The organism is Vreelandella glaciei (assembly GCF_013415125.1).
GTDB classification, from domain to species: Bacteria; Pseudomonadota; Gammaproteobacteria; order Pseudomonadales; family Halomonadaceae; genus Vreelandella; species Vreelandella glaciei.
Genome location: NZ_JACCDE010000005.1, coordinates 42,176 through 58,310, shown reverse-complemented (window position 1 = coordinate 58,310; position 16,135 = coordinate 42,176). Strand labels below are relative to the sequence as shown.

Below are 16,135 nucleotides of genomic sequence, written 5' to 3'. Positions count from 1 at the left end.
CACCATGACCATGAAAGGTTGGCGTTTATTGCCACTGCTCGCCTCCACTGTGCTCCTTTTAAGCGCCTGTAGCAGTGCGCCAGGGCCAAGCACTGCGCCGCAACCAGGGCAGAGTGGCTCCTCGCTTTCTGGCGCGATCGTCGATCAGCGTTGGAATTTATTGCTGGTAGGCACCGATGAGCGTATCTCCATGCCGGAAACGCCTTTTTTCAGCATTGCAAATAATGGGAAAGTCAGCGGCCATGACGGCTGTAACCGCTTTAGTGGTGAAGTAACCCTGGGTGAGAATCAGCGTATAGAGTTTAGCCAACTGGCCACCACCCGTATGGCGTGCCCGCAAATGGCCGATGCCAAACGGGTCACGGATATGTTGGAAACTGCCTATCGGTATTTGATTGACCATGATCGGTTGGTCTTCTTTGGCCCTGATAGTCGCGTGCTAGGCGGCTGGCGCGAAGGCAACTAATACAGTCGGTTAGTTCTCAACAGGCGGATTGAAGCGGGCGATAAAGCGCGCATCAATCCGCTTTTTCCATTGCCATACCCACTTGCCGGATACCCCAAAGCCACCGCGGCTGGCAATGGCGCGGCCGTCGCCAGTGCCAATCAGTGCCAACACCCGTTCGGGTGGCTGCCAGGGGAGTAACGGTTCGTTATGGCAGGCACGGCGGAGGTTGTCTGCTAAGTGGGGGCCCATACGCACTGCATATACACCCGCATTGGGTAGCGCTGGGGTCAATGCTGCACAGTCGCCCGCGGCAAAAATAGTCGGCTGGCCGGTGACTTCCAACGTGTTTTCTACCTGAATAAAGTTGTGTTTATCCAGTGGCAGCGAGGTGTTTGCAAGCCAAGAGTGGCCGATAGCCCCGGTTGCCCAGAGCACAATGTCCGCATCAATGCGAGTACCGTCCTGGGTGGTTACCCCGCCTTCCACCAAGGTTTCGCCGCGTTGCTCAACGTGAACGGTAATGCCTGCCTTTGAGAGCGCGCGTCGGGTAAGCCAGCGTGGCAAGCGCCCGGCCTCGGGCAAGAGTGCATCAGCGGCAGTGAGTAAGTGCCCCTCCCAATCAATATCCGGGCGCTGCTTGCGCAGCTGGGTCAGTACACTCATCAATGTTTCGCAGCCTGCCGCACCGCCCCCAACGCCTAGAACTCGTTGGACACCGCCGCTGGGCAAGTGGCTAAGCTCATTTTTCACTACTTGCCAGCGCTGGTGTAGGCTGCTTAGTGGTCGCATGGCGAGTAGCTTGGGGAGGTTCTCCCCATGCTGCTGGGGGCGCGCCAGGGTCGAGCCGATATTGAAGGAGACCACATCAAAATTAACGCGCTCGCCATTCGCCAGCGCTACGTAACGCGCCTGGGTATTGATGCTACTCGCTGGGGAAAGAATCAGTCGAGCGTTGGTCCGTTGGCATAACGCTGCCACGTCGATTTGCGTCTCGCGCAGCGTGCACTCTCCCGCTAGCCATGCGGGTACACTGCCGGAGTAAGCGGCTAAGGGGCTATCACTCACGACAGTAATGGCAATATCTGAAGCGGGCTGTTGGGCAAAGGCTTCGAGCACAAAGGCGTGGGCATGGCCCGCACCAATCAGTAATAATTGCGGCATGGGCATCGCCTATACGCCTATAGAGAAGCAAGGAGCTATGGGATGTTTAGCAGACAAAAACTTGGTTTTTACCTGCCATTTTGGCCAGATACATGCCTTGATCTGCCCGTTCAAACAGCTGTCGAGGCTGGTCGCCGGGCTGTAATAGAGTCAGGCCGATACTCACCGTTAAATGGTCGGCGATGGAGAAGGTGTGCTGCTCCACGCTGCGGCAGAGCCGGTTAGCCAGCTTCAAGCTGGCGTCTTGATCAAGCTCCTTGGATATGATGACGAACTCTTCGCCTCCCCAGCGACCAAGGTGGTCATTAGCTCTCAGCGTCTCCTGCACTAACTGCGCTATATCACACAAGATATCATCCCCGATGGCGTGACCATAGGTATCGTTAATATTTTTAAAATCATCAATATCAAACATCAACATGGCGAAACTGACAGAGGAGTGGATCAAATCCTCGATCACCAATTCGGTGTAGTAGCGGTTCCAGCATTTCGTTAAGGGATCGGTGTGGGCCAAGCCCTCAAGGCGCTGATTGGTCTTGGTTAACTGGCGGTTGAGGCGAGCGACCTCCAGAGCCGTTATGGCCACTGCTATATCGTCAGCCAACTCGATGATCATGGAAGCTTCCAGAGGCATCCAATAGCTCAAGGCGTCTTGGAGCTTTGTATCCGCTACCCGTGCAGTGATGAGCGATTGTTGGCGAAACAGTAGCAACCAGCCTAGGGGAGCATTCGCGACACTAAGAGGGGCAGCCAAGCCGTCTTGGCAGTTGCTATTCAGCTCGATAATTTCGTCATGGGTGTTTTGCTGATTCAACTGCTGTAATTGATGAAACAGCTGGTGCTTGGTGGGGCACTCGCCAAAGCAGTGAAGATCGCCCTGATAGGCCAGCGCAATGCCTTCGGCCTGAAATATATCGCACCAGCTGGCGCCATGATGCTGCAAAATATCATCGATGGAGGTGAGTCGTTTAATATCTCTGGACAGCAATCTGCGGCGAGACTTTAAACCAGAGTGGCGAGCAGCTATGCGCTCTGCTTTTAACAGGCGTAAGCGTTGGGATGCAATGTCGACAAGTAGCTGGATCCACTTGCCAAGCCCGGGATGAACCGTAGGCGGATGTCCAATATACCCCCACACCTCCTGTTCGCCCTGTAGCTCATAAAGTTGCAGGTTTGAGGTCGCCAGGTCGTCGTCACAACGAATAGCGAGCAACTCGTGATGGGAGGTCAGCGTACTTTCCAGCGGATAGCAGTATGCCAAACGGAGGTCGCCTGTACTTAAGCGGCGATAAAGTACCACGGGTTGACCCTGGGTAAGCGCGTGGAGCGTTTTGGCCAGCAGTTCAAAAAGCTCCAGAGGCGTTGCCAAGTCGCATAGTAGCGCCAGCTTTTGGCACAGGTTGTCGAGATTTTGCACCGATAGAGATAGTGTGCCACTCATCATGAATGACTCCTCAAGCGCCGCATCTCAGCGCTTAGCATAGCAACTCGCCTAAGCGAAAACTCGAAATTGAATTAATGATTCAATCAAAAGGTGAACTGTTATTCAACTATTATTGAACAATCGCTTCACATTGGCGGCATGAATGAAAAAATCATGTTCGCTGAGCGTCTGAAGTCAGCACTCGAAGCAGCCGGCTACGAAGCGCGACCATCGGTGCTTGAGCGGGAATTTAACCTGCGCTACTGGGGAAAGCCGATTACATTTCAGGCCGTAAGGCGGTGGTTACGAGGTGACTCAATCCCCAGTCAGGACAAGCTTCAGGTATTAGCACGCTGGCTGCTAGTGGATCCGCACCAATTGCGTTATGGCGACAGCGCTTATAATAGTGTCAGTGAGCCAACGCCAACCTGGGAGGTTTCATCTTCAAGTGACGAGTGGCAGGTTCTTTTACTGTATCGGGGGCTGCCTGCCGCGCAGAAAAAGGTCGTGCGCGACATCATCGAAACATTTGCTAAAGCACATCCACCGAAAGACGGCTGTTAAACTTTATCACCGCGCCGCCAATTGAAGTAGCGCTTCAATAGTGCCAGTACCCGCTCGGGCTTATGAGCGTTTTTCCATACGCCCGCCGTGGCCTTGGCCGCTTCGCACAGTGTTGGGTAGGGGTGAATGGTGCCCAACAGCTTGTTGAGGCCCAAGCCGTGCTTCATGGCGATGGTCAATTCGCCTAGCCACTCGCCAGCGTTTTCGGCAACGATAGTGGCGCCCAGGATTTTGTCTTTGCCAGGCACGGTAAGTACCTTGATAAAGCCATGGGTCGCACCTTCGGCAATGGCGCGGTCACTTTCGCTCATGGCGTAGCGGGTGATCTCAAAGGCAATACCTTGTGCTTTGGCCTCCTTTTCATTCAGCCCAACTCTGGCGACTTCCGGCTGCATATAGGTGACTGCAGGCATATAGCGGTAGTCCACTGAGAAGCTTTTCAGTTCGCCGAACAGGGCATTGACTGCCGCATGCCACGCCTGGTGCGCGGCAGCGTGGGTAAGCTGATAAGGCCCGGCTAAATCACCACAGGCCCAGATATTGGGTAGGCGGGTTTGCAGTCGCTCGTTAAGTTCAAGAGTGCCTGCTTGGGTGGTCGTGATCCCCAGCGCTTCTAGCCCTAAGCCCTCAATATTGGCCTGGCGACCCACGCTCACCAGCAAATAGTCAAAGGAGAGTAATTTGCGCTCGCCATGTTGCTCCACCGCTAGCTGATAGCCGCCATCCTCGTTAAGAACTTCCAGCGCTGTGGCGTCGGTCATTACCATCACACCTTCGTCAGCCAAAGTGCTTTCAGCCAGCTCACTAACCTCTTGATCCTCACGATTCAGTAGTTGGGAAAGCCCTTCCACCAGCGTAACCTGACTGCCCAAACGGGCGAAGCTCTGACTCAGCTCACAGCCAATGGCCCCGCCACCCAGTACCACTAAGTGTTTGGGCAGCTCGGTCAGCGACCAGAGGTTTTCGGACGTTAAAACAGGGGCGCTCTCCATACCTGGCAGCGAGGGCACCCGGGGCCGTGCGCCGGTTGCCAGCACAATATGGCGGACGGTCAGGGTTTTATCGCCGACCTGAACTTCCCATGGCGAAGTGAGTTTAGCGTGCTCCTGGTAGACCTCAACGCCCAAGCCACTATAGCGCTCCACGCTGTCGTGGGGTTCGATATCGCTAATCGCCTGTTTGACGTGGCCCATTACCTTGGCAAAGTCGATCTCTGGCTCGCTGGCGGTCACCCCGAAGCGGTGGGCAGTTCGTATTTCATGGGCGGCACGGGCAGCGCGAATCAACGCTTTGGAGGGCACGCAGCCGGTGTTCAGACAGTCGCCGCCCATTTTATGTTTTTCCACCAGCGCCACCTTGGCTTTTACGGCACTGGCGATATAGCTGGTGACCAGCCCCGCCGAACCGCCCCCAATGACCACAAGGTCGTAGTCAAAGTGGGCGGGTCGGGTAAAACCTTTATATGTCTTGCGCTGTTGCACCAGCAGCACAATGCGCCGGGCGATCCAGGGGAAGATGGCCAGCAGCAAAAACGAGGCGATAAGCGTGGGTGAGAGGATGCCTCCCAAACTCTCCAAGTCACCCAACTGCCCACCCGCATTCACATAAATAGCGGTACCGGGCAGCATGGCGACCTGGCTTACCCAGTAAAAGGTGACGGTCTTGATCCGCGTCAGGCCCATGACCAGATTGATCATGAAAAATGGAAACACCGGCACCAAACGCAGGGTGAATAGGTAAAGGGCACCGTCCCGCTCAACACCGCGATTCACGGCTGCGAACTGGCGGGGAAATCGCTTTTCGATAGGGTTACGGAATAGACAGCGCGAGAGTAAAAAGGCCAGGGTGGCGCCCATGGTGCTGGCGAAGGAGATAATCAACAGCCCCCAGCCAAGCCCAAACAGAGCTCCACCTAGCAGGGTTAATAGCGTGGCTCCAGGCAGTGAAAGGGCCGTCATCACGACATAAACGGCAAAGAAGGCGCCCGCCACCTGCCACGGGTATTGGTTAAACGCTGCTTGAAAGTCGCTTTGGTACGTCTTTAGGGTTTCCAGGGTGAACCATTGGTGGGCGCCGCTGAGGAAAAACACGCCAATGGCAGTGATCAGTAGCGCTGTAATCATCAAACGTTGTCGGGTCACAATAAAAGCTCCAGCGCTAATAAGGTCAGTATTGGTGGTGACTTTGTGAAAGGGTCGCCCGTTTCCTTACACTGATATGGGAGCACTTTTCCAGCGCTGCCAGTCTTCTGGGCGATCCACATCCCAAATGGTTTCGGGGTAGGCGGCGCTCAGCCCCAGTTGTCTAATGCGCTGTTTAGTGATGCTCAGTACGCTTTTAGTACCCCATGGAATGTCTTCAAACAGTGCGGGATAGTCTTGCCGGGTGCCCACAAGGCCGTAGCCGCCATCTTCGGCGGGTAACAGCACCACATCAAAACGGGCCAGTTGCTGCGCGCAGGCAGTGATCAGTGTGCTGGTGATGCTTGGGCAGTCACTGCCCATCAGCATGGCGGGCCCTGGCGTACTGTTCAGGGCATAGCGAACCCTTGCGCCTAAATCACCCTCTGGTTGAGCGCTTAGCGCCACACCAAAGGCTTCGCGAAGCTCGATAAACAGCGGGTGTACGTGATCCAGCGCCGTCCATAGCGTGACGTTTTCAGCAGGCAGCGCTTTGCAAGCGCTGGCGGCGCAGTGACGAACCAGCTCCGCGTGGGCACAGGCAGCCCCTTCTAAACCTAGCAGGGGGGCCAAGCGCGTTTTGGCCTGCCCCGCCAGCGGTGCTTTGGCGAGCAGGTGCAGGTGGGGCGTTTCAGCGGGCATCGCGATACTCCTTGGCGAGTTGGGTTGCGCTCACGCCGCGCCAGTAGCGATAGCGCAGTCGCCACATCAGGCGGATGGTTTTCCAAGCGCCGAACTCATCCCAGCGCCTGCCCGAGCTTATCACTTTCGCCGTTAGGCAGGCGGGGCGCGATACCTGTTTAAGCCGTTTAGACAGTTCAATATCTTCCATCAGTGGCTGTTCGGGAAAACCACCGACGGCCCTGAAGGCGCTGGTGCGGACAAAGATTCCCTGGTCGCCGGTGGCCATCCCGGTCAGTCGCGAGCGCTGATTCATCATCCAGCTCACCACGGGCAGCCAGCGGCTGCGGCCTGAAAGCTGAATAGCAAAGCGCCCCCAGGCGTGGCGGTTAAGCCCCCGTGTTATCTGTTCAACGGCACCATCGGGCAGTTGAGTATCCGCATGCAGAAACAGCAGCGCAGGCGCTCGGGCATGCTGCGCGCCCAGGTTCATTTGTTCACCTCGGCCGGATGAGCTGCCGAGCACGCGGTCAGCCAGGGGTGTGGCGATGCGAACGCTGCTGTCGCCACTGCCGCCATCGACCACAATGACTTCGACCAGTGCCGAAAGGCGCTGAGCGCGTAGTAACTGTAGCGGCAACAGTGTTGCCTCAATACCGGCTGCCTCGTTAAGTACCGGTATCACGATGCTGAGTTGAGGTGCCTTTTCAATCGAGTTTTCAACCGAGTTCAAGCACAGGCCCTCCTGCTGCCTTGGCATCTGCGAGGTCGTGGGTGACCAGCAGTGCAGGCAGGCCTGCGTCGCGCAGTTGGTTAAACACGAGGGTGCGCATTTCCTGGCGCAGTGCCGTATCCAGCTTGGAAAACGGCTCGTCCAGCAGCACGGCGCGCGGCTTGGAGAGCAGCAGGCGCATCAATGCCACGCGAGCCTGCTGGCCGCCAGAAAGGGTGGCGGGGCCGCGCGCTTCAAAGCCTGCCAGCCCCACTTGTTTAAGCGCTTGGGTGACCTGTTGGTGTTTATCTTGAATATGGCGAGGTAGCCCAAAACGCAAATTGCCGCCCACGCTTAGGTGCGGAAACAGCAGCGGATCCTGAAACAAAAGCCCGATGCCGCGCTTTTCAGCGGGGAGGCTTAGCAGGTCTTGCTCGCCCAGCCATACGCCGCCACTGGCGCTAAAATCTCGAGTAATAAAGCCCGCAATATACGCCAGCAGGGTCGATTTTCCTGAGCCCGATGGACCCATTACGGTGAGCACCTCGCCAGGGACTATGGTGGCATCCACTGCCAGTAACTCGCGGCCCGCAAGGGCGATGCTAATCTGCTCAAGGCGCAGCGACGCGCTGAAATAAACTGTCACAATGTCCCTCTTAGGTAGCCAGTTCACGGCGGTGGGAGCCCAATAAGCGGGGCAGCCCCAGAGCAAGCATAAAGCCGATCAGTGGCAGGCCCGCCTGCACTAATGCCCAAACGCCGATTAAGCGTCGGTTACTGCCTGCGGCAAGCGCCACCGCCTCGGTCGTTACCGTAGTGACACGCCCGGCTCCCAGCAGTTGGGTGGGTAAGTATTGGCCAATACTTACCGCCAGGCCCACCGCAAAGGCCGTTAATAGCGGCGCTAATAGTAGCGGGAGGCGCACTTTCCAAAATGCAGCACTGCGTGACACACCCAGGGAGCGCGCTACCTGTAGCCAGCGTGGATCCAGGCGACGATACGCCTCGGCTAATGATAGATAGACATAAGGCAGCACAAACAGCAGGTGACCTGCGATCACCAAGCCTAGTTGGGGGCGAACGCCCAAACTCTCCGCTGCCACAATCAGACCAAACAGAAAGGCAATTTGCGGCACCAGTAGCGGTAGATAGAGCAGCCATAGTGCGCGCCTCGGTTGAATGTGCTGGCGATGCTCGTTTTCCAGCGTCGTTAACACCAGCGCCGTGGCCAGCGTCGTTGAAATCAGCCCAATCAGCGCGGTATTGACAAGCGGTGTGACCAGCATAGGGCCGCTGCGTTGCCAGTGATCCAGCGTTAGCATCTGCGGTAACAGCTCAGGAAAACGCCAAAAACCGGCCAGCGAAAATAGCCCCAACCCGACCAAGGCCGCCAGCGCCGTGATACTTGCAAATAGTAACGCCGAGCGGCCCACTACGCGCAGGGCGATTTCACCTCGCTGGCGGCTGCCATTGGTCAGCCAGCCTCGCGCCAGCAGGCGGGTCAGTTGTTCCAGTAGCCACCAGCAGAGCAGCGCGGCGATGGTGACCCCCAGTTGTAGTACTGCCGCCGCCGAGGCCATAAAGCGGTGGCTAATATCGGGGTCGTTGAACCAGCGCAAGATAGACACGCTCAGCGTGGGAGGCAAGGTCGGGCCGAGAATCAGCGCCATATCGACGACCGAGGTGGCGTAGGCGATCACCGCATACACGGGCAGGCGAATCAGCGGGTAGAGCGAAGGCAGCACGGTTTTTAACCACGCAATGGTAGGTGAATAGCCCAGTGATCGCGCCAGCATTAAGCGCTTTTCAGGCACTAGCTGCGGCAGCGCTGCCAGGCTCATTAGCAGTAGGAACGGCACTTCTTTTAGCACCAGCCCCGCGATCAGGGAAAGCCCCCAAGGATCGTTGATGATCAGCGCATCCGGCGGGCGCTCCCAGCCGGTTAGCGATGGCGATATGAGCCGCGCCAACAAGCCCGAAGGGGCAATCAGAAAGGCAAATCCAAACGCGATAGCGGCATGGGGGATGGCGAGTAGAGGCGAAACCAGCCGCCGAATGCTGCGGTCTAGCCATGTGCCCCGGCTGGCGGCCAAAAACAGCACCACAATAACCAGCGCTATGGCTGCGCTGACTAACCCGCTGGTAAAGCTCACCGCCACCGAACGCCAAAGCCCCGGCTGGGCGAACAGCATCTGCCAGGGGGCTAAACTACCGCCATGTCCGCCTAGCGCGGGCAAGTAGCCAAATGCTGGCAGCAGCACCATCAGTAGCCCTGCGGCTACCGGCAGTACTAGCAGGGCAATGATGAGCGCCGGGGCCAGTCGCAGCATGGTCTAGTTAACGCCGTAACGCTCAAGCCAGGCATCTTGCAGGGCGGTCATCCAGCTGGGGTGCGGTTCGGGTAGGGTGTTAGACAGCGCGTCCGCGGGTAGTTCTGAAGGGTGACGATCTCCCTGCTCAAACAGCGCTTGGGCGTCAGTGTCTAGCTGGTTGATATCCAGCACGCTGTGGTCGCCCCACATCGCTAACGACTGTTTTTCGGCCTGGGCTTCCGTTGAAAGTAGATAGTTGGCGAGCACCATGGCCCCAGCTTTATGCGGTGAGTTATAGGGAATTGCCACAAAGTGGACGTTACCCAGGGTGCCGCCTTCCAGCACATAGCTGCGCACGCTATCGGGTAATTCATACTCCATGACCGCCACGGCAGCATCAGTGGGGTAGAAAGAAAACGCTAGACTTAGCTCACCATCGCTCATCAATGTACGCAAGTGGGGGCCGGAGTCGGGAAAGCTGCGCCCGCTGCGCCATAGGTGCGGGTGCAGCGCATCTAAATAGGTCCACAGCGGTTCTGTCACGGTCTCGAAATCGCTCTCTGAGAGCGGCTGGTAAAGCGCCTCATCCTGCTCGGTAAGCTCGATCAGTGCTTGTTTCAAAAAGGTGCTCCCGGTGAAGTCGGGAATACGTGGATAACTAAACTGGCCCGGGTTGGCTCGAGCCCAGGCGAGTAGCGACTGTATATCCTTGGGGGGAGTCTCGGTTTGGGCGCTGTCGTAATAGAAGGTGATTTGCGCTTTTCCCCAGGGCGACTCGTAGCCTTCGGTAGGCAGTGTGAAGTCGGTGACAACCTCGGGGTTTTCGTCGGCGTTGGTGAGCGCAAAATGGGGCAGCGCCTCGGCGAAGGGGCCGAACAGCAGATCGTTGTCGCGCATGGCTGCGAAGTTCTCGCCGTTGATCCAAATCAGATCAATACTGCCCTCGTCGTGGTTACCTGCCTGCTTTTCGCCTAGCACCCGCGCCACCGCGCTGCCGGTATCGTCCAGCTTAACGTGCTCCACATCGACGCCGTACTGGGCCTGCATTTGCTCCGCCACCCAGTCAATATAACGGTTGGTGCGCGTATCACCCCCCCAGGCATTCCAGTAAACGGTTTGGCCTTCGGCTTGTGCCACGACGCTTTGCCAGTCGTCCGGATCAGGGTTGGCCATGGCAGGAAGCGCAAGGCCTAACAGCGTGGTGGCGATCGTGAAGCGTATAGGGTGACGGTTAATCGGCATCGCATATCTCTTGGGTAGGAAGCACAAACGTTATAGGGAAGCTTGCAAGCACTGCAGCTCGCTATGGACGTGATCAATAATCGGCAGCGAGAGGTAGTGCTCAACGCGGTCACGCACGTGGTCAATCACGGCAGGGTCGGTGAGTTCTGCCGACCAGTCTTCTCCCCGTTGCTGGGCATCTTTAGCGTTTAGGTGCTGGGCGCGCCATTTCGCGCACCAGGTTAATGACCACAGCCAGGTAGCGCGACGGCAGGCGACCAGGGAGTCGGTATCGGGTGATTCACTCATGGCTGCTTGCCAGCGGCGGTAAAAATTAATCACGTCATTCAGCGATAGCACCGCTTGGCTGTTTACATCCCAGGTAGTGGAGGTGTAGAGGCTGGTGTGGGCGAGATCAATGCCCGGCAGGCCGTAGCGACACTTCTCTAAATCCACCAACACCGCGCGGCCATCGTCGCGGATTAAGAAGTTGCCAGGGTGGGTGTCAAAGCTAATCAGCGTCGCGGTTTCATCGTTTAGGCGGGGCGGAAGTAAGTCCAGTTCCTGCTTAATCCGCTGGGTCACTTTACTCGAAAGCTGCGCATCGCCTAGCCAGTTAGCCTGCTGGCGCACTTCATCCACCATCGCCTGCCACGGATTTTTAGGAGCGAGCAGTGGCGCCCGTGCCGCGAGAGCGGGCAGCGGTTGACGGTGCAGGCTGGCAAGAGCATCTGCAATGGCAGGCAGGTCTTCCGGCAGGCTGGCCAGACGGCCGCGGATCGCCTCAACCAACAACCCGCCACGAGGCAGCGATTCGCCTGGCGGCAGGGTGTCATACAGCACAGGCGTGTGTCCGCCAGGGCTAGAGCGCTGATAACAGGCGGCCTGATAGGCAAGGTTCGCTTCCGGCGGCAGGTTCATCTGGCTCTGTTTCGGTAGCCGCGCCACCCAATCATCGCCATCGTTGCGATGCACCCATACATGGTCATGAGCTAGCCCGGTATCCGCCATTGGCGAAAGCTCGCGGTACGCAATCCCGGCCCGCTCAAGTTCGGTCGCCAGCGCCTCTAATCGCGCCACAGTTGGTGTCGGCATAGAGCAGTCCGTATTGTTGCTGAATCAGCGATGCCACTTGGTGGCTGTTCTTGTACCAACCTTACACGTTTCGTAAGAAAATGTGATTAGGTGTGGTGTAAGGAGGAGGAAAAGCTTTGTATTAACTCACTCTAAACTTTGAAGTGGTCTGACAAAGTCAACAGAGCGTTCCCAAACAAAAACGGCACCCTGACGGTGCCGTTTTTGTTTCAGCTATTGTTACTAACCAACTTTATAAAGCCTCAATCTTCGCCTTTTGCTCTTCCAGCAGCTGCTTGGTGGCTTGGAACTCGTCCAGCTTGCCTCGCTCTTTATCCACCACGGCGACGGGGGCTTTGGCGATAAAGCCGTCGTTGCCAAGCTTCTTCTCGATGCCGCCGATCAGTTTGTCCTGTTTCTCGATCTCTTTACTGAGGCGAGCGATTTCGGCATCTCTGTCGATGAGATCCGCCATCGGCACCAATACTTCCATATCACCTACCAACTGCGTGGCTGAGAGCGGGGCATCATCAGGGTTGTCGAGCCATGTCACGCTTTCCAGCTTGGCGAGCTTGGAAAGGAAGTGGCGGTTGCTTTCCAGGCGCTCGGCATCTTCGGGCTTGCCTTTGGTCAGCAGCACGTCGAGGGGTTTGCCAGGGGCGATGTTCATTTCGGCGCGGATGTTACGCACGGCGATAATGACGCCTTTGAGCCACTCAATATCCAGGCTGGCCTGTTCGTCGATTTTACTCTCATCGGCTTCTGGCCAAGCTTGCAGCATGATCGATGCGTCGTCACCCATAAACACACCTGCCAGCGGCGAGACGCGTTGCCAGATCTCTTCGGTGATATAGGGCATCATCGGATGGGCCAAGCGCAGGATAGCTTCGAGTACGCGCACCAACGTGCGGCGAGTGCCGCGCTTGGCTTCGGCCGTCGCATTTTCGTCCCACAGTACGGGCTTGGATAGTTCCAAATACCAGTCGCAGTACTCGTTCCAGATGAATTCATACAGCGCTTGGGCGGCGTGGTCAAAGCGGTACTCGTCCAGCGCCTTGGTGACCTGGGCTTCGGTTTTCTGTAGCTGCGAGATGATCCAGCGGTCGGCGAGGGAAAGCTCAACTTCCTCTCCGCTCGTACCGCAATCTTCGCCTTCGGCGTTCATCAGCACGTAGCGTGAGGCATTCCACAGTTTGTTGCAGAAATTGCGGTAGCCATCCAAGCGGTTCATATCAAACTTGATATCGCGCCCGGTGGTGGCCTGGGAGAGGAACGTAAAGCGCAGCGCATCGGTGCCATGGGCTTCGATGCCGTCTTTGAACTCATCCTTGGTGGCTTTGGCAATCGCCTTGGCCTGTTTGGGTTGCATCATATTGCCGGTGCGCTTTTCGAGTAGCTCATCCAGCGTGATGCCGTCGATCAGGTCGATGGGGTCGAGCACGTTGCCCTTGGATTTGGACATCTTCTGGCCCTGGCCGTCGCGTACCAAACCGTGCACATAAACCGTCTTAAATGGCACCTCTTTGGTGAACTTCAGGGTCATCATGATCATCCGGGCTACCCAGAAAAAGATGATGTCAAAGCCAGTGACCAGCACACTAGAGGGATGGAAGGTCTCAAGCTCTGGGGTTTTTTCCGGCCAACCGAGAGTACCGAAGGTCCATAATCCCGAACTAAACCACGTATCGAGTACGTCTTCATCCTGCGTCAGCACGACATCGGGTTCGAGTGCATGCTTCTCGCGGGCTTCTTCTTCGCTACGGGCAACGTAAACATTGCCTTCCGCGTCGTACCAGGCGGGAATGCGGTGGCCCCACCACAGCTGGCGGGAAATACACCAATCTTGCAGGTCACGCATCCAGGCGAAGTACATGTTTTCGTAGTTTTTAGGCACGAACTGGATATCGCCGTTTTCCACCGCTTCGATGGCGGGCTTGGCGAGGCTTTCCACCGCCACAAACCACTGGTCGGTTAGCAACGGCTCAATGACATCGCCAGAGCGATCACCATAGGGCAGGGTGTTGTTAACGGCTTCGACTTGCTCCAGCAGGCCCAGCGCCTCCATATCAGCAACGATCTGCTTGCGCGCTTCAAAGCGGTCAAGCCCAGCGTACTTGGCGGGCAGCGTGGCGTCTTCGTCGGGCTGGGGCTGGCCTTTTAGGTCAAAGATCTCAGCTTGCTCAAGGATCGTCGCATCTTTGGAGAAGACGTTGATCAGCAGATGATTCTGACGCTTGCCGACCGCGTAGTCGTTGAAGTCGTGAGCCGGGGTGATCTTGACGCAGCCGGAGCCTTTCTCCATATCGGCATGCTCATCCGCCACCACCGGAATACGGCGGCCTACCAGTGGCAGCTCGATAAACTTGCCGACCAGTGAGGCGTAGCGCTCATCTTCCGGGTTGACCGCCACACCGGTGTCGCCCAGTAGCGTTTCCGGGCGGGTGGTGGCGACCACTACGTAATCCTTACCGTCAGCGGTTTTAACTCCATCCGCTAGCGGGTAGCGGAAGTGCCAGAAGCTGCCTTGCTGCTCTTTGTTTTCCACTTCCAAATCAGAAATGGCGGTATGCAGGGTAGGATCCCAGTTGACCAACCGCTTGCCGCGGTAGACCAGCTTTTCTTCGTGCAGGCGCACGAACACTTCCTGCACCGCTTTATAGAAGCCGTCGTCCATGGTGAAGCGCTCGCGGCTCCAATCCACGCTGGCGCCCATGCGGCGCAGCTGGCGGGTGATATGGCCCCCAGACTCTTCTTTCCACTCCCACACCTTGTCGATAAACGCATCGCGGCCAAGATCGTGGCGGGTCTTGCCCTCTTCAGCCGCTATTTTACGCTCGACCAGCATTTGCGTGGCGATACCCGCATGGTCGGTGCCTACCTGCCACAGGGTATTGTTGCCCTGCATCCGTTTCCAGCGCGTCAGGGTATCCATAATGGTGTCCTGAAACGCGTGACCCATGTGCAGGCTGCCGGTCACGTTGGGCGGTGGAATCATGATCGAAAAGGGCTCGCCCTGGCCGGAAGGGGCGAAACGGTTGTCGGCCTCCCAGCGTTCGTACCAGCGGGTTTCGATCTGTTCGGGTTGGTAGGTCTTTTCCATGGAGAGTCGGCTCACGGCTGGCAAAAAATGTGAAATTGTATAGCGCGAGAGTATACAGCGTGAGTGCCGGGGTCGTCAGGTGCTACTCACGCTCGTTGTTAATGTTAACGGTTGCCGCGCACCGTCTTTACAAGGTGCTGATGCGAAGAAAACCCGCGCATGGCGATGAGCCCCAGGATAGGACCTGGCACTAGCCACCAGATCACCGCCAGCGACTGGCTCGACCACAGCGCGGTAACCAGCGCAATCGAAGGAATGGTGAGCCCAAAGCCGATAGCGTTCATCATCGCCAGCGCTGCCCCCAGTCGCTCGACTGGGGCGGTGGCCGATGCAAGCGCTGAAAACTGAGCAGAATCGGCAATCACGCTAACGCCCCATACGCCGAGAAGCGCTAGCAACAGCCAGGGCGATGCGCTGCCCAAAAGCGGATAAACCAAACACAACGTGCCCGAGACAGCCAACGCCACGCAGGCCACGCGGTCGCTGCCAATGTGACGGCTCCATTTGCCCGCGAGTACGCAGCCGGGCAAGCCCAACGCAATCACGGCAAAGCTTAGCCATGGCTGGGCGCCGTTGGCAGCGCCAAGACGTTCCAATTCCCTAGCGACCAGAAACGGCACCAGCGCCCATAGCGCATACAGCTCCCAACAATGGCCGAAATAACCTAGCGCGGCGGCGCGAAAACGCGGCTGTTTAAACGCGGCCAGCCCTGCCCAAGGGCGCCCGCTTTTGGCGGTGGCCGGGAGGTGTGGGCCTACGCCCAGTCTGAAAATCAACAGCGCGGCGACCAGCGCCAACAATGAGGCCAACAGCAGCGGCCACTGCCAGGGCAGGTGCAGCGTTAACCCGCGTAGCAGGTGTGGGGAAGCAATGCCCAAGGTCAGCATGCCCACCAGCCAACCCAGCGCTGCCCCGGCGTGGCTGGGAGTCCAGCTCACCACCAGTTTCATACCCAGCGGATAGATACCGGCCAGGCAAAGCCCTGTTGCAAAGCGCGCCACGGCTGCCAGCGTGACGCTCTCGGCCACGCCGATAAAAGCGGCGTTGATCAGTGCGCCAAGAACGGCAGAAAACGCAAACAGGTGGCTGGCACGAATTCGGTCAGCAAGGCCGGTGGTGGCGATCAGCAGCGTGCCGCTAATAAACCCGGCCTGAACGGCGATAGTGAGCAGACCCAAATCGCTTTCACTAAGGCCCACGGCCTCCTGCAGCGCCAGACCAACGCCATTAACGCTAAACCATAGCGAAGTGCCGAACAGTTGGGCGATGACGATAACGGCCAGGGGAGTGCGGGCTAAAAAGGTGTGAAACTGCATGGG

13 protein-coding genes are annotated in these 16,135 nt (G+C 57.5%); 2 read left to right on the top strand and 11 right to left on the bottom strand.

Annotated features, from left to right (window positions below):
• Positions 1-4 precede the first annotated feature (4 nt).
• Positions 5-466 (top strand): META domain-containing protein, encoded by a 462-nt coding sequence (locus HZS80_RS04995; protein WP_035564714.1) that lies wholly within the window; start codon positions 5-7, stop codon positions 464-466.
• A 9-nt stretch (positions 467-475) separates the two neighbouring features.
• On the opposite strand, the gene HZS80_RS04990 is transcribed toward HZS80_RS04995, so the two are convergent.
• Both HZS80_RS04990 and HZS80_RS04985 read right to left on the bottom strand, forming a co-directional pair.
• Positions 476-1,615, bottom strand: coding sequence for an FAD-dependent oxidoreductase (locus HZS80_RS04990; protein ID WP_035564713.1), 1,140 nt, complete (start codon positions 1,613-1,615; stop codon positions 476-478).
• Positions 1,616-1,655: 40 nt separating this feature from the next.
• Entirely contained in the window at positions 1,656-3,053 is a 1,398-nt protein-coding gene (locus tag HZS80_RS04985; RefSeq protein WP_246361724.1) for a GGDEF domain-containing protein, read from the bottom strand.
• A gap of 138 nt (positions 3,054-3,191) precedes the next feature.
• Here HZS80_RS04985 and HZS80_RS04980 point away from each other — a divergent pair, with 138 nt between their 5' ends.
• Positions 3,192-3,596: a transcriptional regulator gene (locus HZS80_RS04980; RefSeq protein ID WP_179915334.1), complete on the top strand. Its 405-nt coding sequence runs from the start codon at positions 3,192-3,194 to the stop codon at positions 3,594-3,596.
• Here the strand turns inward: HZS80_RS04980 and HZS80_RS04975 are convergent.
• The 9 genes from HZS80_RS04975 to HZS80_RS04935 all read right to left on the bottom strand — a co-directional run bounded on the left by HZS80_RS04975 (position 3,593) and on the right by HZS80_RS04935 (position 16,132).
• Positions 3,593-5,737, bottom strand: a complete 2,145-nt coding sequence (locus HZS80_RS04975; protein ID WP_179915333.1) for an FAD-dependent oxidoreductase — start codon at positions 5,735-5,737, stop codon at positions 3,593-3,595. The genes HZS80_RS04980 and HZS80_RS04975 overlap by 4 nt on opposite strands.
• A gap of 66 nt (positions 5,738-5,803) precedes the next feature.
• Positions 5,804-6,418 (bottom strand): TIGR04282 family arsenosugar biosynthesis glycosyltransferase, encoded by a 615-nt coding sequence (locus HZS80_RS04970; protein WP_179915332.1) that lies wholly within the window; start codon positions 6,416-6,418, stop codon positions 5,804-5,806.
• Complete coding sequence (locus HZS80_RS04965; RefSeq protein WP_246361722.1) at positions 6,408-7,130, bottom strand: TIGR04283 family arsenosugar biosynthesis glycosyltransferase; 723 nt, start codon at positions 7,128-7,130, stop codon at positions 6,408-6,410. The genes HZS80_RS04970 and HZS80_RS04965 overlap by 11 nt, the downstream gene beginning before the upstream one ends.
• Positions 7,117-7,755, bottom strand: a complete 639-nt coding sequence (locus HZS80_RS04960; protein WP_179915330.1) for an ATP-binding cassette domain-containing protein — start codon at positions 7,753-7,755, stop codon at positions 7,117-7,119. The genes HZS80_RS04965 and HZS80_RS04960 overlap by 14 nt, the downstream gene beginning before the upstream one ends.
• Positions 7,756-7,765: 10 nt before the next feature.
• Positions 7,766-9,439 carry an ABC transporter permease gene (locus tag HZS80_RS04955; protein ID WP_035564706.1) on the bottom strand — a complete coding sequence of 558 codons (1,674 nt, stop codon included), beginning with the start codon at positions 9,437-9,439 and terminating at the stop codon, positions 7,766-7,768.
• 3 nt (positions 9,440-9,442) lie between these two features.
• Positions 9,443-10,663, bottom strand: coding sequence for an ABC transporter substrate-binding protein (locus HZS80_RS04950; RefSeq protein WP_179915329.1), 1,221 nt, complete (start codon positions 10,661-10,663; stop codon positions 9,443-9,445).
• Positions 10,664-10,693: 30 nt separating this feature from the next.
• Positions 10,694-11,737: an aminoglycoside phosphotransferase family protein gene (locus tag HZS80_RS04945; RefSeq protein ID WP_179915328.1), complete on the bottom strand. Its 1,044-nt coding sequence runs from the start codon at positions 11,735-11,737 to the stop codon at positions 10,694-10,696.
• A gap of 232 nt (positions 11,738-11,969) precedes the next feature.
• Entirely contained in the window at positions 11,970-14,816 is a 2,847-nt protein-coding gene (locus HZS80_RS04940; RefSeq protein ID WP_179915327.1) for a valine--tRNA ligase, read from the bottom strand.
• A gap of 104 nt (positions 14,817-14,920) precedes the next feature.
• The gene (locus HZS80_RS04935) at positions 14,921-16,132 is read right to left on the bottom strand and encodes an MFS transporter (protein WP_035564698.1); all 1,212 of its coding nucleotides are present in this window, start codon (positions 16,130-16,132) and stop codon (positions 14,921-14,923) included.
• Positions 16,133-16,135: the final 3 nt, after the last annotated feature.